General features: G+C 62.4%; 15 protein-coding genes. 5 read left to right on the top strand and 10 right to left on the bottom strand.

Annotation, left to right across the window (positions count from 1 at the left end; genetic code table 11):
* Entirely contained in the window at positions 1–903 is a 903-nt protein-coding gene (locus ACIQAL_RS28775) for a LysR substrate-binding domain-containing protein (protein WP_401151486.1), read from the bottom strand.
* Positions 904–1211: 308 nt separating this feature from the next.
* Between ACIQAL_RS28775 and ACIQAL_RS28770 the strand changes: the two genes are divergently transcribed.
* Complete coding sequence (locus ACIQAL_RS28770; protein ID WP_401151483.1) at positions 1212–2183, top strand: DMT family transporter; 972 nt, start codon at positions 1212–1214, stop codon at positions 2181–2183.
* A gap of 33 nt (positions 2184–2216) precedes the next feature.
* Complete coding sequence (locus ACIQAL_RS28765) at positions 2217–3371, top strand: gamma-butyrobetaine dioxygenase (protein WP_401151480.1); 1155 nt, start codon at positions 2217–2219, stop codon at positions 3369–3371.
* A 455-nt stretch (positions 3372–3826) separates the two neighbouring features.
* Here ACIQAL_RS28765 and eutC read toward each other — a convergent pair whose 3' ends face one another.
* Genes eutC through eat form a run of 3 tightly spaced genes read right to left on the bottom strand, consistent with a single transcriptional unit; the run spans position 3827 to position 7435 of the window.
* Positions 3827–4648, bottom strand: coding sequence for an ethanolamine ammonia-lyase subunit EutC (gene eutC, locus ACIQAL_RS28760; protein ID WP_401151477.1), 822 nt, complete (start codon positions 4646–4648; stop codon positions 3827–3829).
* A gap of 12 nt (positions 4649–4660) precedes the next feature.
* Positions 4661–6052, bottom strand: a complete 1392-nt coding sequence (locus tag ACIQAL_RS28755; protein WP_401151475.1) for an ethanolamine ammonia-lyase subunit EutB — start codon at positions 6050–6052, stop codon at positions 4661–4663.
* 30 nt (positions 6053–6082) lie between these two features.
* Positions 6083–7435 (bottom strand): ethanolamine permease, encoded by a 1353-nt coding sequence (eat, locus tag ACIQAL_RS28750; RefSeq protein WP_341958834.1) that lies wholly within the window; start codon positions 7433–7435, stop codon positions 6083–6085.
* 441 nt (positions 7436–7876) lie between these two features.
* Here eat and ACIQAL_RS28745 point away from each other — a divergent pair, with 441 nt between their 5' ends.
* Complete coding sequence (locus ACIQAL_RS28745; RefSeq protein WP_401151473.1) at positions 7877–8926, top strand: AraC family transcriptional regulator; 1050 nt, start codon at positions 7877–7879, stop codon at positions 8924–8926.
* A gap of 321 nt (positions 8927–9247) precedes the next feature.
* Here ACIQAL_RS28745 and ACIQAL_RS28740 read toward each other — a convergent pair whose 3' ends face one another.
* The 6 genes from ACIQAL_RS28740 to ACIQAL_RS28715 form a co-directional block, all read right to left on the bottom strand.
* Entirely contained in the window at positions 9248–10519 is a 1272-nt protein-coding gene (locus ACIQAL_RS28740; RefSeq protein ID WP_401151615.1) for an MFS transporter, read from the bottom strand.
* A gap of 184 nt (positions 10520–10703) precedes the next feature.
* A complete protein-coding gene (locus ACIQAL_RS28735; RefSeq protein WP_401151470.1) occupies positions 10704–11864 on the bottom strand; it encodes a mandelate racemase/muconate lactonizing enzyme family protein in 1161 nt (386 codons plus the stop codon).
* Positions 11865–12042: 178 nt separating this feature from the next.
* Positions 12043–13095 carry a LacI family DNA-binding transcriptional regulator gene (locus ACIQAL_RS28730; protein WP_401151468.1) on the bottom strand — a complete coding sequence of 351 codons (1053 nt, stop codon included), beginning with the start codon at positions 13093–13095 and terminating at the stop codon, positions 12043–12045.
* Between the two features lie 119 nt (positions 13096–13214).
* Positions 13215–13670, bottom strand: a complete 456-nt coding sequence (locus tag ACIQAL_RS28725) for a hypothetical protein (protein WP_401151465.1) — start codon at positions 13668–13670, stop codon at positions 13215–13217.
* Entirely contained in the window at positions 13654–14301 is a 648-nt protein-coding gene (locus ACIQAL_RS28720) for a DUF6036 family nucleotidyltransferase (RefSeq protein ID WP_401151463.1), read from the bottom strand. Before ACIQAL_RS28720 ends, ACIQAL_RS28725 begins: the two co-directional genes overlap by 17 nt.
* Before the next feature lie 174 nt (positions 14302–14475).
* Entirely contained in the window at positions 14476–16602 is a 2127-nt protein-coding gene (locus tag ACIQAL_RS28715; RefSeq protein WP_401151613.1) for a TonB-dependent siderophore receptor, read from the bottom strand.
* 324 nt (positions 16603–16926) lie between these two features.
* Here ACIQAL_RS28715 and ACIQAL_RS28710 point away from each other — a divergent pair, with 324 nt between their 5' ends.
* Both ACIQAL_RS28710 and ACIQAL_RS28705 read left to right on the top strand, forming a co-directional pair.
* Positions 16927–19056, top strand: coding sequence for an outer membrane assembly lipoprotein YfiO (locus ACIQAL_RS28710; RefSeq protein ID WP_401151460.1), 2130 nt, complete (start codon positions 16927–16929; stop codon positions 19054–19056).
* Positions 19057–19076: 20 nt separating this feature from the next.
* Positions 19077–19778 carry a DUF3142 domain-containing protein gene (locus ACIQAL_RS28705; protein ID WP_401151610.1) on the top strand — a complete coding sequence of 234 codons (702 nt, stop codon included), beginning with the start codon at positions 19077–19079 and terminating at the stop codon, positions 19776–19778.
* Positions 19779–20139: the final 361 nt, after the last annotated feature.

Raw genomic sequence — 20139 nt, 5'->3', positions numbered from 1 at the left:
CTACCGCAATTCGGCCTTCAGCCACGCCACCAACAGGCTCGCCTCCTCACGGCGCGCCTGACCGTGGCGGCGGTAGACCGACAGCGCGTTGTCCAGGTGCACGCTCTGGGTGAACGGCGCGATCAGGGCGCCGCTGTCGAGCATGCGCTGTGACGTGCGTCGCCAACCCATCGCCAGGCCATGCCCTTCGACCGCCGCATGCAGCATCAGCGAGTAGCTGTCGAACGCCAGCCCCCTCGACTGTCGCGGCACGTCAACGCCGAACGTCGCCAGCCAGGTGTCCCATTCCAGTTGATAGACCGGCTGCGCATCGTGGTGCAGCAGCGTGTGGCCGTGCAGATTGTCGAGGGCGATGGGCAGCGTTCGGCCTTTCGCGTAGGCGGGGCTGCACACCGGGAAAACGTCGTCGGCCGCCGTGAACAGCAACGGGTGCAGGCCGTGGTCGCGGTTGCTGCTCTGCATCGCCACGTCGAAATAGCCCTGAAAGTCGGTCAGTGGATTGGCCCAGGTGACCATCTTCAGTTCGATTTCCGGGTACTGCTGATGGAAATTCGACAGCCTCGGCATCAGCCAGTGAAACGCCTCGCAGGGCTGACACAGCAACACCACTTCATTCTTCCCCGCCACCCCGCGCAGTCGGTCCGAGGTGCTGGCGACGTCGCGCAATGCATTACCCAACGTGAGGTTGAGCTCGCGTCCCGCATCGGTCAGAAACACGGCCCGGTTGCGACGCTGGAACAGGGCGATACCGAGATCGTCTTCCAGGGCCCGAATCTGCCGACTGACCGCCGCCTGAGTGAGGTTCAGCTCCTCGGCGGCACGGGAAAAACTCAACAGCCGAGCGGCCGCCTCAAAGGGCAACAGACTGGCCAGTGGCGGGAGGGATTTGCCGAGCTTATTCATAATTTCAGGTAATACATCGCGACGAAGACATCATTTGTAGCACAGCGCGGTGGATCGGCAAGATGGCGCTCAACAGGACTTACGCGTGCCCGCTTCTGGCCGAAGGCCGTAGGAGCGCTGCCTGCTTCTCCCGAAGGCGTAGGAGCTGGCTTGCCTGCGATCTGTTGCGAAGCGACAGCAAAATCTGGCGACTCCGATTTGCCTGACACTCCGCATGCGCATGATTTACTGCCGGTGCCCGGCAGATCGCAGGCAAGACAGCTCCTACGCCTTCGGCAGAAACGCGACCTTCATCGACAGGAGCTTCCATGCCCACATCACGCTCCACCCTCCTCCAAGGCGTCGCCTTCGCCGTGCTGGCGACGCTGTGCTGGGCGAGCAATTTCATCTCGCCGTACGTGTTGCAGGGTTACAGCATTCAGGACTTCATGCTCGTGCGTTTCATGATGGCCGGGCTGATCGGCGTTTGTGTGCTGCCGTTCTACCGTGCCCAGTTGCGGGGCCTGCGCCCTCGGCAGTGGCTGACCGGCATGGGCCTCGGTGTGGTGGGGTATTTGGGCTACAGCAGTTGCATCGCGGGTGGAGTGATCTACGGCGGGCCGTTGCTGATCGCCGCGTTCATCGGTGCCGTGCCGGTGTTGCAGGCCTTGCTCGGCAATGCGACACAGCGATCACTGCGCTGGGGTCAGTTGGCCGTGCCGGTGATGGTGCTGTGCCTCGGGTTGGTAGCGATCAATCTAAACCTGTTGAACGAATCCGCCCGCGGCCCGACGCCGTTGGGCCTCGGCCTGGCCTTTTCCTTCGGTGCCGTGCTGTTGTGGCTGGCGTTCAGCGTGGTGAATCAGGCCGCGATGGTGCATCTGCACACTCAGGCGACGGCAGCGTGGACCTGCCTGATGACCATTGGCGCAGGGCTTGCCGCCGTCGCGCTGACCCCGCTGGCGTGGGCTGCGAACCTGTTGCGTCTCCCGGTTCTTGGGGCTACCACACCCGACGCCCTGCACCTGTACGGCTGGGCCGCGTTGATCGCGCTGCTGTCGTCGGTGATCGGCGCCGGGGCCTGGAACCTCGCCTCGCGACGCCTGCCGATGGTGCTCTCCGGGCAATTGATCGCACTGGAATCGCTGTTCGCCAGCCTGCTAGGCCTGGCGTTCCACGAGCGCTTGCCGAGCATGGCCGAAGCTGTCGGTCTGGTGCTGATTCTGATCGGCACTGTGTATGCCGTCCGGGTCATCCTCGCGCCCACCCGCCTCGCCTCGGAACAACCCGCCACGCCCTGAACTTTGCCCCATCATGCCCAAGGAGCCTCGTCCATGAACGCCATCGCCGACTATCGCACCTACCCGCTGATCAGCCCGCTGCTCAGCGTCACCGCCACGCCCGAGCTGATTGAAGTGCTGTGGGCTGACCAGCGTCGCAGCCCCTTTCACCTGCTGTGGCTGCGGGATAACTGTCCCTGCGAGGCGTGCGTGTACAGCGTCACCCGCGAGCAGGTGTTCGAGATCGCCGACGTGCCGCTCGACCTTGAGGTGCGCGCTGCCGACATCGATGAGTTCGGCGCCCTGCGGGTGCGGTGGCAGGACGGCCATGAAAGCCGCTTCGACCCCGGCTGGCTGCGTGCCCATGCCTACGACGACGCTTCCCGCGCGGAACGGGAAGCGAAACGCCCGCGCAAGCAGCGCTGGGTCGCAGGGCTTGATCTGCCGGTGTTCGACTACGCGGCGGTGATGGAAGACGACTATGCCCTGCTCGACTGGCTGCTGGCGATACGGGATGTCGGGCTGACCCAGGTGCGCGGCGTGCCCACCGAACCTGGCTCATTGAGCCCGTTGGCGCGACGGATTTCGTTCATTCGCGAAAGCAACTTCGGGGTGTTGTTCAACGTGCAATCCAAAGCCAATGCGGACAGCAACGCCTACACCGCCTTCAACCTGCCGCTGCACACGGATTTGCCGACGCGAGAATTGCAGCCGGGTTTGCAGTTTCTGCATTGCCTGGTGAACAACGCCCAAGGGGGCGACAGCCGTTTCGTCGATGGCTTCGCGGTGGCCGAGACCTTGCGACTGGAGGACCCGGAGGCGTATCGATTGCTGTGTGAGGTGCCGGTGGAGTTTCGCAACAAGGACCGTCGCAGTGATTACCGCTGTCTGGCGCCGGTCATCGCGCTGGACGCTCGGGGGGAGGTGTCGGAGGTGCGCATGGCGAACTTTCTGCGCGGGCCGTTCGACATCGAGCCTGCGCTGATGCAGCCGTATTACCGGGCCTACCGGCGCTTCATCGAGATGACCCGCGAGGCCCGGTTTCAGTTTCGCCAGCGGCTGGAAGCAGGACAGCTGTGGTGCTTCGACAACCGCCGCACCCTCCACGCCCGCGACGCTTTTGACCCCAAAAGCGGGGCACGTCATTTTCAGGGGTGCTATGTGGATCGGGATGAGTTGTTGTCGCGGATATGGGTGTTGCAGCGGTGATCGTGAGTGCTCCAACCCATCTGTAGGTGCGAGTTCATTCTGGGCGGCATTCCGACGAAAAAGGTACTGGCGATAGAGAGGTGTCGACTGGACCGGCCTATTCGCGAATGAATTCGCTCCCACAGAAGAACTGCGTTTCAGTCGAGGAACCTGCGTCGAACGCCGATCCCCCTGTGGGAGCGAATTCATTCTGGGCGGCATTCCGACGAAGAGGGTTCGGGCGATGGAGATGTGTCGACTGTACCGGCCCATCGCGAATGAATTCGCTCCCACAGAGGAACTGCGTTTCAGTCGAGGAACCTGCGTCGAACGCCGATCCCCCTGTGGGAGCGAATTCATTCTGGGCGGCATTCCGACGAAGAAAAGGGTACAGGCGACAGAGAGGTGTCGGATGTCCCGACGTCTCGCGGATGAATTCGCACCTACGAGGTTAATGTTGGCGCAGAGATCATGCATCACCCACCAATCAAAAAATTCCCCGGCCGTCCGGCTTCAGTTCCTTCCAGCACCGGCACTTGCGCGTCGTCCTTCAACGTCACCCCGGACAATTGCCGGCGCCAGGCCTCGCGCATGAGGTACAGCAACTTGTGCGCAGCCATGGCGTAGCTCATGCCTTCCAGCCGCACATTGGAGATGCAGTTGCGCGCCGCGTCGTTCAAGCCGACCCGCGGCGCGTAGGTGAAATACAGGCCCAGGCTGTCGGGGGAGCTGAGGCCGGGGCGTTCGCCGATGAGGATCACCACCATCCGCGCCTTTAGCAGTTCGGCGACCTCGTCAGCCACGGCGACACGGCCCTGTTCCACCAGGACTACAGGCGCGAGACTCCAGCCCTCCGCTGCGGCCAGTTCATCAATACGCTCCAGCATGGCCGGGCTATGACGTTGCACGGCCAGCGACGACAGCCCATCGGCCACCACCACCGCCAGATCGAATCCCTCCGGGTGCGCCTCGGCATACCCACGCAAGTGCTCCACCGAATCCGCCGACAAGCGCCGCCCCAAATCCGGCCGTTGCAGGTAGATGTTCCGGTCTTGCGCCGAGCTGTGCACGGTCAAGGTTTCTCGCTGTCGCCCATTCAACTGCTCGCTCAACCCCGCGTGATCGAAGGGCAAATGCACGGCATCGCGGGCCTGGGCGTGGGCGAACTGGAAATCCAGCTGCGCCGCCGTCGGCAGGCTGGTCCCGGCGTGACCCAAGGCAATCCGCGCCGAGGTCAGCGAACGTAACTGCTGCCAGGCGTCGGCCTGGGCCGGTGTCTTGTTGTGGTCGTCACTCATGGCCAAACATCCTCACTGCAACTGCGCCAGCGCCTTGCGAAACAATGGCGGCACGCCCTGCCCCAACCGGACGCTGTTGTCGTCCTGACGCAGGATGTCCATGCGCGTCAGCCATTCCTCGAACTCCGGCGCCGGGCGCAAGCCAATGGTCTTGCGTGCATACAACGCGTCGTGGAACGAGGTGGTCTGGTAATTGAGCATCACGTCGTCGGAACCGGGAATGCCCATGATGAAGTTGATCCCGGCGACCCCGAGCAGCGTCAGCAGCACGTCCATGTCGTCCTGATCGGCTTCGGCGTGGTTGGTGTAGCAAATGTCGCAGCCCATCGGCACGCCCAGCAGCTTGCCGCAGAAGTGGTCTTCAAGCCCGGCGCGGATGATTTGCTTGCCGTTGTACAGGTATTCCGGGCCGATGAAACCGACCACGGTGTTGACCAGAAACGGGTTGAAATGCCGGGCCACGGCATAGGCGCGGGTTTCGCAGGTCTGCTGATCGACGCCATGGTGTGCGTTGGCCGACAGCGCGCTGCCCTGCCCGGTTTCGAAATACATCAGGTTATTGCCCAGCGTCCCGCGTTTCAGACTCAGGCCCGCTTCATAACCTTCGCGCAGGATTTCCAAGCTGATGCCGAAGCCGCTGTTGGCCGCTTCGGTGCCCGCGATGGACTGAAACACCAGGTCCAGCGGCACGCCTTTTTCAATCGCCGCCACCGATGAGGTGACGTGGGTCAGTACGCAGGACTGGGTGGGAATCTCGTAGTGACGGATCACGCCGTCGAGCATTTTCAGCAATTCGGTGATGGCGCTGATGCTGTCGGTGGCCGGGTTGATGCCGATCATGGCATCGCCGTTGCCGTACAGCAGGCCGTCGAGGACGCTGGCGGCGATGCCGGCCGGGTCGTCCGTCGGGTGGTTGGGCTGCAAGCGGGTGGACATCCGTCCGCGCAGGCCCACGGTGTTGCGGAAACGGGTGACGACGCGGATCTTCTGCGACACCAGCACCAGGTCCTGCACGCGCATGATCTTCGACACCGCCGCGACCATTTCAGGTGTCAGCCCCGGCGCCAGCGCCTTGAGGCTGGCCTCGGTGGCGTCGTCCCCCAACAGCCAGTCGCGAAAGCCGCCGACCGTCAGGTGACTGACCGGTGAGAAGGCCGCCAAGTCATGGGTGTCGACAATCAAACGCGTCACTTCGTCCTGTTCGTAAGGGATCAACGCCTCGTTGAGGAAGCGCTTGAGCGGCACGTCGGCCAAGGCCATCTGCGCCGCCGCCCGCTCGGCATCGCTGGTGGCGGCGACTTCGGCGAGAAAGTCGCCGGAGCGTGCGGGACTGGCCTTGGCCATGAGCTCCCGCAGGCTGTCGAAACGCCAGACCATGCCACCGATGCTGTGGGAAAAACTCATCGCCCGCTTCCTCTCTCGATACCGAACGTCTTAACCCGCGACCGCCACAACGGCACCACGGCCACGCACCACTTTGCAGAACAGCGCACCCACGGCCATCAAGCCGATGAAGATGCCGCAGATGACCAGATTGAACCACACCATCGCGATCAGACAGACCACCGCCAGCACCAGCGCGATGCCCGGCACGATGGGGTAGCCCGGCGCCCGGAAGCTGCGTTCGAGGTTCGGCTCGCTGCGACGCAGTTTGAACAGGCTAAGCATGCTGACGATGTACATCACAATAGCGCCAAACACCGACATGGTGATCATCGCGGCGGTCAGGGTCATGCCTTGCAGATTGACCAGGCCGTCGCTGAGGATCGCCAGAATGCCGATCACGCCGCCCGCCAGAATGGCACGATGCGGCGTCTGGAAACGTGACAATTTGGCCAGGCTCGCGGGGAGGAAACCTGCACGGGCCAGGGCGAAGAACTGACGGGAGTAGCCCAGAATGATGCCGTGGAAGCTCGCCACCAGACCGAACAGGCCGATCCACACCAGCATGTGCATCCAGTTGGAATTGTTGCCGACCACGGCTTTCATCGCCTGAGGCAACGGGTCGTTGATGTTCGACAGTGCGCGCCAGTCGCCCACGCCACCGGCGAAGATCATCACGCCAATCGCCAGCACCACCAGCGTCAGAATGCCCGCCACGTAAGCGCGAGGGATGGTGCGCTTCGGGTCCTTGGCTTCTTCGGCGGCCATGGCGGCGCCTTCGATGGCGAGGAAGAACCAGATCGCGAACGGGATCGCCGCGAAGATGCCGCTGATCGCGGGCAGGCTGAACGTGTCGGAACCTGCCCAGCCGCCCAGCACAAAGTTGCTGAAGCTGAAGCCCGGCGCGACGACGCCCATGAACACCAGCAACTCGGCGACGGCCAGCACGGTCACCACCAGTTCGAAGGTGGCGGCGATGCTGACGCCGAGGATGTTCAGGGTCATGAACACGATGTACGCACCAATGGCCGCGACCCTCGGGTCCAGCGACGGGTATTGCACGTTGAGGTAGGCACCGATGGCCATGGCGATGGCTGGGGGTGCGAAGACGAATTCGATCAACGTCGCCAGGCCCGCGATCATCCCGCCGGTCACGCCGAACGCCCGCAGGCTATAGGCGAACGGGCCGCCCGCATTGGGGATCGCGGTGGTGAGTTCGGTGAAGCTGAAAATGAAACAGGTGTACATCACCGCCACCATCAGCGTGGTAACCAGAAAGCCCAAGGTGCCTGCGGTGCCCCAGCCGTAGCTCCAGCCGAAATATTCGCCGGAAATCACGAGGCCCACGGCCAATCCCCACAGGTGCAGGGTTCCCAATGTCGGTTTGAGTTGTGTAACAGTCATGTGCGTGCACCCCGGTAGCCAATCGACGGAATTTGCCTGACGTCGAGCATAGCCACAGGTTTACGGCCAAGGCTTGACCCTGCAAAGCGGGGTTTGTCGTGTGCGGTCAAGTTTTCCGGGTATTTGCGCGGGGTGCGCCATGCTGGCGCGCGTTGAGCGCGGTTTGCTTTATCTCGGGTCATGTTTGACGGGGGTTGGGTGGCACCTCAGTACCCAGTGGGGTGGGTCGATGGGTAGCACGTTCGCCACGACGCTGTAGCCGTACGACTTGCCGACGGTGGCGGTTTCAGCGCCGCCACTCCCGGCAAGCCGGTCAGCTGCAGAGGGGTTGATCGCGTGCACAGGTCTCATTCCCGCCATGGGAATGGGGCCTCTATCCGTAACAAGGTATGACATTTGCTTGAATGAAATTCATACAGACCCTGAAGGCCGCTCACGTCCATGCTGCAGACCCTCATTCCGCAGGCGACGCCGAATACCTCCCCCGCCAGCCATCGCGGGGTGTTGTCGGCTGCCGCCAACGGTCTGGACGGGTTCATCGTGCAGCACGGTGGCGATCTGGATCGGGTGTTCGGTCGCTCCGGCATCGACCCCGAACAACTGCTGCACCCGACCCTCAGCCTGCCCCTCACCAACTACTGCAAGGTGCTGGAAGAGGCGGCGCGGCAGACGGGGTGTGACAATTTCGGCCTGCGCTATGGCCAGCAGTTTCAGCCACAGGCGTTGGGTTTGCTGGGCTACATCGGGCTGTGTTCGCCGACGCTGGAAGCCGCGCTGATCAACTTTTCCGAGGCCTTTCCCTTTCATCAGCACAGCACGCTGATCGAACTGGTGGATCAGGGCGAGTGTTACCGCTTCGATTATCAGGTGCGGCATGGCGCGATTCACGAACGTCGCCAGGACGCCGAGCTGACCATGGGCATGGCGCTGAATTTGGTGCGCCATGTGTTGGGGCCGGACTGGGCGCCTCGGCAAGTGGCCTTCGAACACGCAAGGCCGCAGGACTGGCACGAACACCGCGACGTGTTTCACACCGACGTGCAGTTCGCCCAAGGCTGCAATTCGCTGCTGATTCCCAAATCAGAATTGATCGGCAAGGCGATGCCCGGCAGCGATCCGATTCTGCTGATGTTGATCAAGGACGCGATTCGCCAACTGGGAGACAACGGCAGCGAAACCACGCTGCTGGAACGCGCCCGCCAGACCATCCTCGCCACCCTGCACTTGGGTGAGCCTGCCCTTGACGAGATCGCCCACAATCTGGGCCTGTCGGAATGGGCGCTGCAACGCAAACTGCGCGACCACGGTTTGAGCTTCACCCAACTGGTGGACCAGATCCGCCAGGAAACCGCCCTCGCCCACCTCAAGCAGCAAAGCCTCAGCGTCACCCAACTCGCCTCGCTGCTGGGCTACTCCGAAACCAGCGCCTTCTCGCGAGCGTTCAAACGCTGGTTTGGGGTGAGTCCGAAGCAGTGGCGTGGGGCTCAGTAGGGTTCCTGACTCTGGCCAGACACCTGCCCTGAACCTCCCACAGTCTGATTCTGGCCGCAGGCCGTAGGAGCTGGCTTGCCTGCGATCTGCCGGGAACCGGCAGCAAACCCTACGACTCCGTCTGCCTGACACAACGCATGTACCCATCTTGCTGCCGCTTCGCGCCAGATCGCAGGCAAGCCAGCTCCCACGGCCTTCGGCCAGAATCAAAAACTCGGACCGCGCCGCAACAGGCTTCTGCTGCAGGCGTGGGAGCGCCACCCCGACAGCTCCTACGGCCTTCGGCCAGAAGCTGGCCCTGTCAGGTCAGACTATTTGTCATCAACCCGCAGTGCGTTGCAACACCAACCGCTGCAAACGCCCCATGCTCAAGAACGCCAGCGCACCCACCAGCGCATGCCCTGCCACCACGTACATCGCTCCGGAGAACGACCCGGTGGACTGCACGATGTAGCCGATCACGATCGGGGTGAAGATGCCCGACAGGTTGCCGAACATGTTGAACAGCCCGCCCGCCATTCCGGTGATTTCCTTGGGCGAGGTGTCGGACACCAGCGTCCAGTCCACCGCCACTACGCCTTTGCCGAAGATCGCCAGCGACATCAGGATCGTCACGACCCACATCGATTCGGTGAAGTTGCAGAACACCAGCGTCGCGCCCATGGTCATGCCGCACACCAGCGGAATCTTGCGCGCCACCGACAGCGAGAAGCCCTTGCGGATCAGGTAATCGCACACCGCCCCGCCGCACAACGCGCCGAGCAGGCCGCAGATGCCGGGGATCGCCGCGATGGCCCCCGCTTCCATGATGTTCAACCCGCGTCCTTTGACGAGGTACACCGGGAACCACGTCAGGAAGAAATACTGCAGGGAGGTGTCGCAGTATTTGCCCAGATAAATCGACCACATCATCGGGCTTTTCAGCAGGACTTTCAGGTCCGAGAAACGCGGCACGAACGCGCCTTTTTCCTTCGGTTTGTCCATGTCCACCTGAGCACCGCCTTCACGCAGGTGCTCCAGCTCGGCGCGGTTGACCGAGGGGTGTTCGGTCGGGGTTTTCACGAATTTGAACCAGATCAGGCTGACCACGATCCCCAGCCCGCCCATGAACCAGTAAACGTGTTCCCATCCGTAGCGGTGAGCGATGAAACCCATCGCCGGCGCCAGCAACACCACCGACATGTACATCGACGAGTTGAAAATCACCGTCGCCAGTCCGCGTTCCTGCAACGGAAACCATGCCGCAACAATGCGGCTGTTGGCGGGATAGACCGGCGCCTCGATCAGCCCCAGCAAAAAACGCAACACGAACAGCGTGCCAATCGCGACCGGCACCGAAAAGAAGCCGATCATGCCCTGCGCCACGGTAATCGTGGACCAGAGAAACAACGACAGCCCGTAGACCCGCACCGAGCCGAATTTGTCGAGCAGCCAGCCGCCTGGCAACTGCCCGAGCACGTAGGCCCAGGCGAACGCCGAGAACATGTAGCCCAGGGTGACGGAGTTGATGCCCAGCACTTCAGTCAGTGCGGAGCCTGTGATCGACAGCGTGGCGCGGTCGCCGACGTTGATCGCGGTGACGATAAAAAGCATCGCGAGGATGCCGAAACGCACTTTACTGCGCACGGCGGTTGTAGCACCCGCAGCCGAAGCGGCCGCGCTGGCGGTGTTGGAATGTTCCACATGAAAGCCCTCATTTTGTTGTTATAGATCGGCCACAAGAGCGCCCCGTGTGGAGGCGCTCCCGGTCATGCACACGCGGTGTTTCGGTGATGAATCAGGGACGGGAACCGACCTCGGCGGTCTGCGCGGTCCAGGCCTTGACCTGCTCGCTCAGCGACAGCCCGAGGCCCGGACGGGTCGGCACCAGCATCCGCCCGTTGCGGGTCTCCAGACGCTCGTTGAACAACGGCTCCATCCACTCGAAATGCTCGACCCACGGCTCGGTCGGGTACGCCGCCGCGAGGTGCACGTGCAGCTCCATCGCGAAGTGCGGCGCCAGCATCAGTCCAGCCTGTTCGGCCATGCCCGCGACCTTGAGGTACGGCGTGATGCCGCCGACCCTAGGCGCGTCCGGCATCAGGAAATCGGCGCCACGTTTGTTGATGAACTCGGCGTGCTCGGCGACGCTGGTGAGCATTTCCCCGGTGGCGATCGGGGTGTCGAATTGCTGGGCCAGGGCGGCGTGGCCTTCGGCGTCATAGCAGTCCAGCGGCTCTTCGATCCAGATCAGGTTGAATTCTTCGAAGCGACGGCACATGCGCTGGGCGGTCGGGCGATCCCACTGCTGATTGGCGTCGACCATCAGCGGGAAGTCGTCGCCCAGGTGCTTGCGGACCGTCGCCACGCGGTGCAGGTCGATGGCGCAATCCGGCTGGCCGACCTTGAGCTTGATCCCGCCGATGCCCTTCTCCCGCGACATGTCGGTGTTGTGCATCAACTGCTCCAGCGGCGTGTGCAGGAAACCGCCCGACGTGTTGTAGCAACGCACCGAATCACGATGGGCGCCCAACAGACGCGCAAGCGACAGGTTGGCGCGCTTGGCTTTCAGGTCCCACAACGCCACGTCGAAGGCACCGATGGCCTGGGTCGACAAACCGCTGCGACCCACCGAAGCACCGGCCCAGCAGAGTTTGGTCCACAGCTTGGCGATGTCGCTGGGGTTCTCGCCGATCAACGCCGGGGCGATTTCCTTGGCATGGGCGAACTGACCGGGGCCGCCTGCCCGCTTCGAGTAACTGAAGCCCATGCCGCGATGGCCGTCGGTGGTCTCAATCTCGGCCACCAGAATGGCGATTTCGGTCATCGGCTTCTGCCGTCCAGTCAGCACCTTGGCATCGCTGATGGGGTTGGCCAGCGGCAGGAATACCGAAGACACCTTGACCCAGGCGATCTGGTCGTTATCGGAAGACGTGACGTTTTGTTGTTGTGTGAGCATTGGCAAGCGCCCCTGATCTGTCTGCAAAATCGGGTGATAGTGACTGCCATGATTGCGCAATCATTTCAGCCGATAAAAAAAGCGACCCGCCTCGAACAGGCGATCACCATGAGCCGGATCTTACACTGATTGCGCAATCATTCAACAGCACGTTTGTCGGACAATCGAAAAACGGGGTTTAGGTACTGGCGCGGTCGATCAACGTAAATCCGGTGTCGACGCGGACGGGGGTGGCGCTGGAGGTATGTTCCTGAAAGCGGTCGAGCAAGGCCTGGGCGACCTGCAACCCGATGCGGTTGCCGTCGACGCGCACGGTGGACAACGCTGGATAGACCTGCGCCGCACTGCTCAAATCGCCGAAGCCCATGACCGCGAGATCTTCCGGCACCCGCAGGCCACGACTGGCGGCTTCGGCCAGGACGCCTTGAGCGACGGTGTCGGAGCTGCACACGACAATGTCCGTGGCGACGCCGCGATCCAGCAGATTCGCCAGCCCTTCCCGCCCGACTTGCAGCGTGGCAGGCGGCGCGAGGACTTCCATCGGCACATCGTCGATACCGTGTTGATTGAGTGCGGCGATCAGGCTGTGGCAACGGCGCAAACCGCGAGGGTCGCCGATCGCCACGACGGAGAAGCGCTTGTAGCCTTTTTGCAGCAGATGCCGGGCGGTGTCTTCCCCCACTTTTTCATGGGAAAAGCCCACCAGCATGTCGATGGGGTCTTCACTCAAGTCCCACGCCTCGACCACCGGAATTCCCGCCTGCGTCAGGCGCGTGCGGCTGGATTCGGTATGCAGCGTCCCGGTCAGCACGATGCCGTCGGGGCGCCTGCCGAGCACCGCTTCCAGCAGTTTTTCTTCCTGCTCGGCGTCGTAGCCGGTCAGGCCCAGCAGCGTCTGATAACCGGCCTGGGTCAGCCGATCCATCAGCGCCTGCACCGTGTCGGCGAAGATCGAGTTGGCAATCGTCGGCAGGAAAATCGCCACCAGCCGGCTCTTGTTGCTGGCGAGACCACCCGCCAGCATGTTCGGCACATACCCGGTCTTGCGCACCGCTTCGCGCACTTTTTCGCGGGTGTCCTCGCTCACCAGGTCAGGCCGATGCAACGCCCGCGACACCGTCATGGGCGACACACCCGCAACCTTGGCCACATCGATCAACGTAAGGCTGGAGGCTTTCTTCGGCTCGGACGACGACACAAGGTCCGCCGACCTGCCTGATTTCTTCGGCATGAACGATTCCGGATTCAACGCTGGGGACAGGCACCGCCCGGAGAAGGCGTGCGCCGAAGGGGAATTTAACAAAGGTGGGGCGGACACGCACTGGAATAACGCGAGCGCAGGGCTCGGGATTATTTGAAAGCGGTCGAGCGAGTAGCCGCGTAATGACGGGTTTGGTAGGGCAAAAGGATTTGGACTTTCAATCCAAGTCCCTCACTCAGCCCCCAAGTAGCGGCGAGCTCATCACGCCGTTCGCGCAATCGCAGCCCCGGTTGACGGTCGACCTGTTCCTGGCTGCGATAGCTGTGGAGCAACAATCTCAACGAATACAACGCTTCGGACGCCCGCTCGTCACTGAGACATGTGAAACGCGTTAGTCTCTCCATCAAATACCCGGCTCTGCGCACTCCAACCTCATCAGGGCAATGCGAGAGGAACAACCGAAGTTCCGATTCAAGACTTGAGTGCTCGTACCAGATCTCGTGAGCAGCGCTGATCAACGCATCGTCGTCGGCCTCGCTCAGGGGACTGCGGCTCAAGGCGTCCAGCGCATGAGAAAGAATGTGGCGATCAACAGGGTTCGCCATGGGGAGTCTCCAGATAATCCTCCAGGATATTCCTGAGGATCGAAGTCGGGGGTTCGTGATTGCCAACATAGCAATCAATCGCCTGTAGCGCCAAGCGCTCAAAATCTGAGGCGAGGATGAACCCGGTACGCAGTAGAGCGTATATATCACTGATGTCCTGATCGGTGCCGCGACCTAGTTTGGAAATCGCGACATCGACCGGCGAGGCGATCAAGACCTGTAAAGGGGATTCGGCGCCGAATGAGACGAGTGGCACGCCGCGCTCCAGATAATCCTCATGCAAAGGCCCAAGGCACGCGCTGAAGTTGAGGTCGTAAGTCAGTTCCAGGACACGACCACTGCCCTCCTCCTGAAATGCTTCTGGCAGCGCGGCCAACAGGTCACGCAAGTTGACGCTGGAGGGGATGGCTACATCGACAAACTCCGCATCGACATCGGTCGAGACTCGATGGCTTGTGTACAGATGTACCGCACACCCGCCGAAAACTACCACGATGAGCGATCCTGGCGGCGAACGTTCAAATCTCAGTTCACTGTCCAGAGACCGAAACATTGCGATCAGCGCTTGGCCCAGCCCTGTATCACAATTCACTACCGCCGGCCTCACCTGCTCTGTGCCGTCATCCATCATTGCTAATCCTGCCCCAAAGAAAACCGGCAAGAAAATTAACAATGCGAAGGCAAAACCGAAGTCAGCAGCGAGACAGGCGTCAGGTAGGAATCATCGAACAGTGCTGAAGGCAATCAGGTTGGGTGCTGCACAAGCCCTACAGCCAAGATGTGTTGCTGATCGTAGGACTTCGCCTCAAAACTCCAACTTGGCCCGCGCCACCAACTGCCGTGGCTCACCGATGGAAATGGCCGGTGAGCCGAGGCCGCTGGCGGAGGTGTAGTACTTCTCGTCGAACATGTTTTTCAGGTTGAGTTGCAGGGTCAGGTCGCGTTCGTCGAGCTTCATTTTGTAGGAGACGAAGGCGTCGGCGACTTTGGAGGACGGCAGGTGGTATTCAGTGCCTGCGCCGTCGTTCACGCCCCAGCGGCTGGCGAACCGTGCGCCGGCGCCAGCGCGCAGATCACCGATGCCGACGTGGCCGAAGTCGCGGGTCAGGTAGAGGGCGCCGGTGTGTCTGGACACGCCGTCCAGTGGCTCGCCCTTGAGGATCGGGTCTTCCAGGACTTTGGTGTCGGTGTAGGCGTAGCTGCCGGTGAGGCTCCAGAACGCGTTGATCTGGCCGGTGATGTCGGCTTCCAGCCCTCGGGAGCGCACTTCGCCCGAGACCCGCGTACAGGTTTCTGTACCGCACGGCTCGCTGGTCTGCACGTTTTTCTTGTTGATGTTGAACAGCGCAACGGTGGCGGTGATGGCATCGTTCTGGAACTTGGTGCCGATTTCATAGGACTTGCCCTCTTCCGGCGGCAGGTCGCCAATCGGCGCGGCAATCGAGGTGTTCGGACGGAACGATTCGGTGTAGCTGCCGTACACCGACCAGTCCGGCTGGATCAGGTAGACCAGGCCCACGCGGGGCACGACCTTGCTGTCTTTCACGTCGGCACCGACCACGAACGGACGGCCCTTGCCGGTCATTTCGTCGAAGGCGTCGTAGCGCAGGCCGGCCTGGAAGATCCACTGATCGTTCAGGTGTACGGCGTCCTGCACGAAGAAGGCGTGGGTGCGCAGGTGATCGGTCTGGTCGCTGTTCGGCGCGCTCGCCATGCTTGGCTGCGGGGTCACGCCATAGACCGGCGCGTTGTAGTTGAAATCGGCCTTGTTGGCGCTGCGAAACAAGTCGCCCAGTTCGCGGTCGTTTTTCATGTAATCGGCACCGAACAGCACCTCATGGCGCACGTCGCCCCAGTACAAATTGCCCAGCATGTTGACGGTGGCGGTGTGGGCGAACTGCACGGCATCGCGGGTGGCATCGCCGCGACGGGTGACGGCGCCGGTGGTGTAGTTGGCCGAGATGAAACGCGACTGGTAGTCGTTGTAATAATTGCGGCTGTAGGCGTAGCCGGTGCGCAAGGTCCAGGTGTCGTTGAGGCGATGGTCCATGCGCAGATCCAGCGAATCGGAGCGGCCGGTGGTGACGTTGAACGGCTCGTCCAGGCGGCGGTTGCGCGGGATGTCCAGCACCTTGCCGGTCTTGGTGTTGATCTGCGTGCCCCGGTCGAACGGCACCGAATATTCCATGTGTTCGTAGGCCGCCGAGACCGTGGTGTCGTCGCCGTACCAGGCCAGCGACGGCGCGATCACCGATTGGTCGATGCTGCCGAAATTGCGCCAGTAATCGTAGTTCTGTTTGTCGGCGATGACGCGGTAGGCCAGGCCGTTGGTGCCAATCGGGCCGGTCAGGTCGATCTGTTCACCGCCCCCACCGAAGCTGCTGCCGAACGCGGAAATGGAATGGGCATCGACCAGTTGCGGCTTCTTGGTGACAACGTTGATCACGCCGCCCGGGTCCTGCACGCCGTAGAGCATCGACGACGGGCCTTTCAGCACTTCGATGCGCTCGGTGGTCGGCGTGAAGTTGCGCGCCTGCACCGACTGCATGCCGTCGCGCATGATCGAGTTGTCACGGTTGGTGCCGAAGCCGCGCTTCTGAATGGCGTCCTGAGTGCCGCCCAGGGTGTTGCCCTGCTTCACGCCGCTGACCGCGTTGATCGCTTCGTCGAGGCTGTTCGGCTGGCGGTCTTCGATCACCCGATGGGTGACCACGTTCACGGTTTGCGGCACTTCCACCAGCGGGGTTTCGGTGCGGGTCGCAACCGAGGCCTTGCGCGCCTGATAGCGGGTCCGGCTGTGCTCGGTTTCACTGATGTCGGTCTGAGAAGTGGCGTCGATGTTGACGGCGTCCAGCTGCATTTCTTCAGCGCTGGCCAGGGTGCTCAGGCCAAGGGAACACAGCAACGCCGTGACCGAACATGCCCCTAGCACAGCGGGACGAAAGGCGGGCAAGGCGGACACACGAAAACCGGATTGAGCTGTCATGAACGGAGGCACCTGAGGTGTCGAGCGGTGAAGGATCGTTCGTCGGGAACGAATCTGATTCTCACTACACGGACGCCAGCAGGGTTTACCTCACTTCTTTTTTGAAAATAATTATGTTGGGGGGGAAACCATCGCATGCATCACGCGATTTCTGTGGGGGCCCATCAGATAGGCCGAAGTATCAAAAGGCCAGCAATCCGCACCGCCGTAACACCCTGTATCATTCGCCGCGCCTCCCCTCCTCTCGCGTACTGAAATCAAGGATTGTTCATGCGTATCCGCTTGCTGACCCCTCTTGCATTGATCATCGGCACGGCATTCTGTGGCTCGGCCCAGGCCAGCGGTGACGATTCCTGCTACCCCAACTGGTCGCTGCTGCGCGACTCGCTGGACGTGTGCAACAACCTCGCGTTTCTCAGTCCCGGCAACGACAGCCGGGTGAACTTGCGGCTGATGCTGGCCGACCGCAAGGCTTTGGCGCTCACGCCCAACGCGCTGACTGACGATGAAGCGGCCGAGGGGTTTGGACCGGTGCCGTTCCCCGTGGCACGTCTGGAGACGTCGGTCGAGGAAGGCGATCAAGGCGATAATTCCAGCACGGCAGCACTGGGCGAGTTGCTGGAGAAACTGGGCCTCAAACGCGACAGCCTCGACACCGCAGGCGACGCGTTCCTGCAAGGGGAAGGCAGCCGCTGCCGCAGCAACAGCGACGACAGCGCCACGGCGTTCATCCAGCACGTCGTCGAGGCGCCGCAGCTGTCCGACGCCGAGCGTCATTCCCTGGCCCGCGCGCGCATGCAATTATTGGAAACCTGCACCTGGGAAGGCGAAAAACAGACCGCGCTGCTGCCCTCCGACATTCAATCGGCAGAGGGCAAGGCGTTCCTCGTCTATCTGCAAGCGGCCTCGGATTTCTACAGCGGGCGCTTTGCCGCCGCCGAAACCGGGTTCGCCAGCCTGAGCGACAGCCCCCAGCCGTGGCTCAAGGAAACGGCGCTGTACATGGTCGCCCGCACCCGGCTCAATGACGCGCAGAAAGACGCGTTCGACGAGTACGGCACGATGAAGGACGGCCTCGACCCCGCGCCATTCGCGCAGGTCGCGCAAGCCTTTGATCACTACCTCAGCGCCTACCCCACTGGCACCTACGCGCAGTCCGCCAAGGGCCTGATGCGTCGGGTGCACTGGCTGTCGAAAGACCTCGACAAGCTCGCCGAGGATTACAACTGGCAACTGGCCGACGCCAAGGACGACCAGCGCAACCTGCCGGTGGACGCGTTGATTCAGGAGACCGACAACAAGCTGCTGATGCTCATGACCGGCGCTACGCCGTCGGCCCTGATCACCGCCACTCACGACCTGATGCTCATGCGGCCCGACACTCAGACGCCGCTGACCCGCGACGCGCTGCTGGCCCAGAAATCCCTCTTCACCCAGCAACCGGCGATGTTCGATTACCTGCAAGCCGCGTTTTCGTTTTACCTCGACAAGAACCCCGCCGAGGCGCTGAACCACCTGCCGAAAGACGTGCCCGCCGCCCTCGATTATTTCGCGTTCAGCCAACAGACCCTGCGCGGCCTGGCGCTGGAAGCAACCGGTGACAAGGCCGCCGCACAGGCTTTGTGGCTGAAACTGTTGCCCTTGGCCAAACAGCCGTTGCAGCGGGAACAGCTGGAACTGGCGCTGGCGATGAACTACGAACGCAGCGGGCAACTGGCCAAAGTATTCGCCAGCGACTCGCCGGTTCAGTCCGCGCAAGTGCGTTTGATCTTGCTGAGCAAGGTGGCGGATGCGCCGTTGCTGCGTCAGCAAATCGCCCAAGGGATCAGCGACAACGAGAAGGCGACCGCGCAATTCGTGCTGCTCTATAAAGAGCTGATGCACGGCCAGTACGCGGCGTTCGGCGACGACCTCAAGGCCCTGCCGGAAAAACCCGCCGACAGTAAGCTCACCACGCAATTGGGCTACGTCTACGGCGCGAAGGCCGAATCGAGCTACGCCTGCCCCGGCATCGCCGACACCGCCGCGACGCTTCAGGCCAACGGCCAGGACCCCAAGGGCTTGAACTGCCTCGGCGAATTCATCCTGCGCAACGGTCTGGACAGCATGCCGCTGGACCAGCGCCCGTCCGCCTCGCAACTCGGCGGCGGCGAACCGGGTTTCAAGGGCGCTGCGTTCTCGCGTCTGGACGGCTATCAAACGGTGATCGCCGATGCCAAGGCCGGGCGTGACGAGAAGGCCTATGCGCTGTTCCGTGCGATCAACTGCTACGGCCCGTCCGGCTACAACAGTTGCGGCGGCAAAGACGTCGCGCCGCCGGTGCGCAAAGGCTGGTTTAAACAGTTGAAGAGCACCTACGCCGGGACCACGTGGGGCAAGACGTTGCAGTATTACTGGTGATAACGCCGCTGCGTCGAGCGTTGATCGGGCTGCTGTTCTGCGTGTCGACAGCGGGTTCGGCGTGGGCCTCGGTGGACGCCAGGGACTACGACGCGTTCTGGCTGTGGAGCGGCGTCGCGTCACAGCCGGTGCTGGAACAGGCGAAGACGTTGTATGTGTTGCAGGGGCAGATTTTCGCGCCCCGGCGCGACAAACAGCGGGTGGATTTCATTGCTCAGGGCATGAGCGTCACGCGGCTGCCGTCGCCGGAGCTGTGGATCGTCTACCGCGCCCACACCTTGCGCTGGCCGGACTCGGTCTATCGCCAGCTCTTCGGGCAGGTCGAACGTTGGCGGCAGGCGGGTAACGCGGTGACCGGCATCCAGATCGACTTCGACGCCCGCACCCGCTATTTGCAGGAGTACGTGACCTTCCTCAACGACCTGCGCGAGCGGCTGCCGTCGCGGTACAAACTGAGTATCACCGGGCTGATGGACTGGAGCAGCAACGCTGACCCTGCCGCCATCGGTCAGTTGAAAGGCGTGGTGGATGAGATCGTGGTGCAGACGTATCAGGGACGACGGAGCATTCCGGATTACAGCGCATACCTGCCGAAGGTGAGCCGGCTGGGGGTGCCGTTCAAGGTCGGGCTGGTGCAGGGCGGGGAATGGGACGCGCCGGGGTATTTGCGCGGGAGCGAATGGTTTCAGGGGTATGTGGTGTTTCTCACGAACGGGAGGTGATGCATCCGCCCTAATGTCACAGCGCTTCAATCCTGCTTCTGGCGAAGGCCATACCACGCCACACCCGGTTTCTGGCCGCGGGCCGTGGGAGTGCCGGGGTGGCGCTCCACCTTGCCTACGATCTGGCGCGAAGCGGCAGCAAAATCGGAGAATGCGGTGAGTCAGACATATCACGCTGTTCGTGTTACGACTGCTGCGCAGCCGATCGCAGGCAAGCCAGCTCCCACGGCCTGCGGCCAGAATCAAAAGCTCCGACCTCACCACCAACCCGCTTCTGGCCGAAGGCCGTGGGAGTTGGCTTGCCTACGATCTGGCGCGCAGCGGCAGCAGAACCGGAGAATGCGGTGAGTCAGACATATCA

This window comes from Pseudomonas sp. NPDC088368, assembly GCF_044753445.1.
GTDB classification, from domain to species: Bacteria; Pseudomonadota; Gammaproteobacteria; order Pseudomonadales; family Pseudomonadaceae; genus Aquipseudomonas; species Aquipseudomonas bambusae.
The sequence above is the reverse complement of the archived record's forward strand: the minus strand, read 5'-3'. Positions and strand labels throughout refer to the sequence as shown.

What these genes read in the sequence shown, in the direction of transcription:
- ACIQAL_RS28730 (WP_401151468.1), bottom strand. Translation starts at nt 13,095, where the DNA reads ATGCCGAAGAAATCAGGCAGGTCGGCGGACCTTGTGTCGTCGTCCGAG.
- ACIQAL_RS28720 (WP_401151463.1), bottom strand. Translation starts at nt 14,301, where the DNA reads ATGATGGATGACGGCACAGAGCAGGTGAGGCCGGCGGTAGTGAATTGT.
- ACIQAL_RS28745 (WP_401151473.1), top strand. Translation starts at nt 7,877, where the DNA reads ATGCTGCAGACCCTCATTCCGCAGGCGACGCCGAATACCTCCCCCGCC.
- eat (WP_341958834.1), bottom strand. Translation starts at nt 7,435, where the DNA reads ATGACTGTTACACAACTCAAACCGACATTGGGAACCCTGCACCTGTGG.
- ACIQAL_RS28755 (WP_401151475.1), bottom strand. Translation starts at nt 6,052, where the DNA reads ATGAGTTTTTCCCACAGCATCGGTGGCATGGTCTGGCGTTTCGACAGC.
- ACIQAL_RS28710 (WP_401151460.1), top strand. Translation starts at nt 16,927, where the DNA reads ATGCGTATCCGCTTGCTGACCCCTCTTGCATTGATCATCGGCACGGCA.
- ACIQAL_RS28770 (WP_401151483.1), top strand. Translation starts at nt 1,212, where the DNA reads ATGCCCACATCACGCTCCACCCTCCTCCAAGGCGTCGCCTTCGCCGTG.
- ACIQAL_RS28775 (WP_401151486.1), bottom strand. Translation starts at nt 903, where the DNA reads ATGAATAAGCTCGGCAAATCCCTCCCGCCACTGGCCAGTCTGTTGCCC.
- eutC (WP_401151477.1), bottom strand. Translation starts at nt 4,648, where the DNA reads ATGAGTGACGACCACAACAAGACACCGGCCCAGGCCGACGCCTGGCAG.
- ACIQAL_RS28735 (WP_401151470.1), bottom strand. Translation starts at nt 11,864, where the DNA reads ATGCTCACACAACAACAAAACGTCACGTCTTCCGATAACGACCAGATC.
- ACIQAL_RS28725 (WP_401151465.1), bottom strand. Translation starts at nt 13,670, where the DNA reads ATGGCGAACCCTGTTGATCGCCACATTCTTTCTCATGCGCTGGACGCC.
- ACIQAL_RS28765 (WP_401151480.1), top strand. Translation starts at nt 2,217, where the DNA reads ATGAACGCCATCGCCGACTATCGCACCTACCCGCTGATCAGCCCGCTG.
- ACIQAL_RS28740 (WP_401151615.1), bottom strand. Translation starts at nt 10,519, where the DNA reads ATGCTTTTTATCGTCACCGCGATCAACGTCGGCGACCGCGCCACGCTG.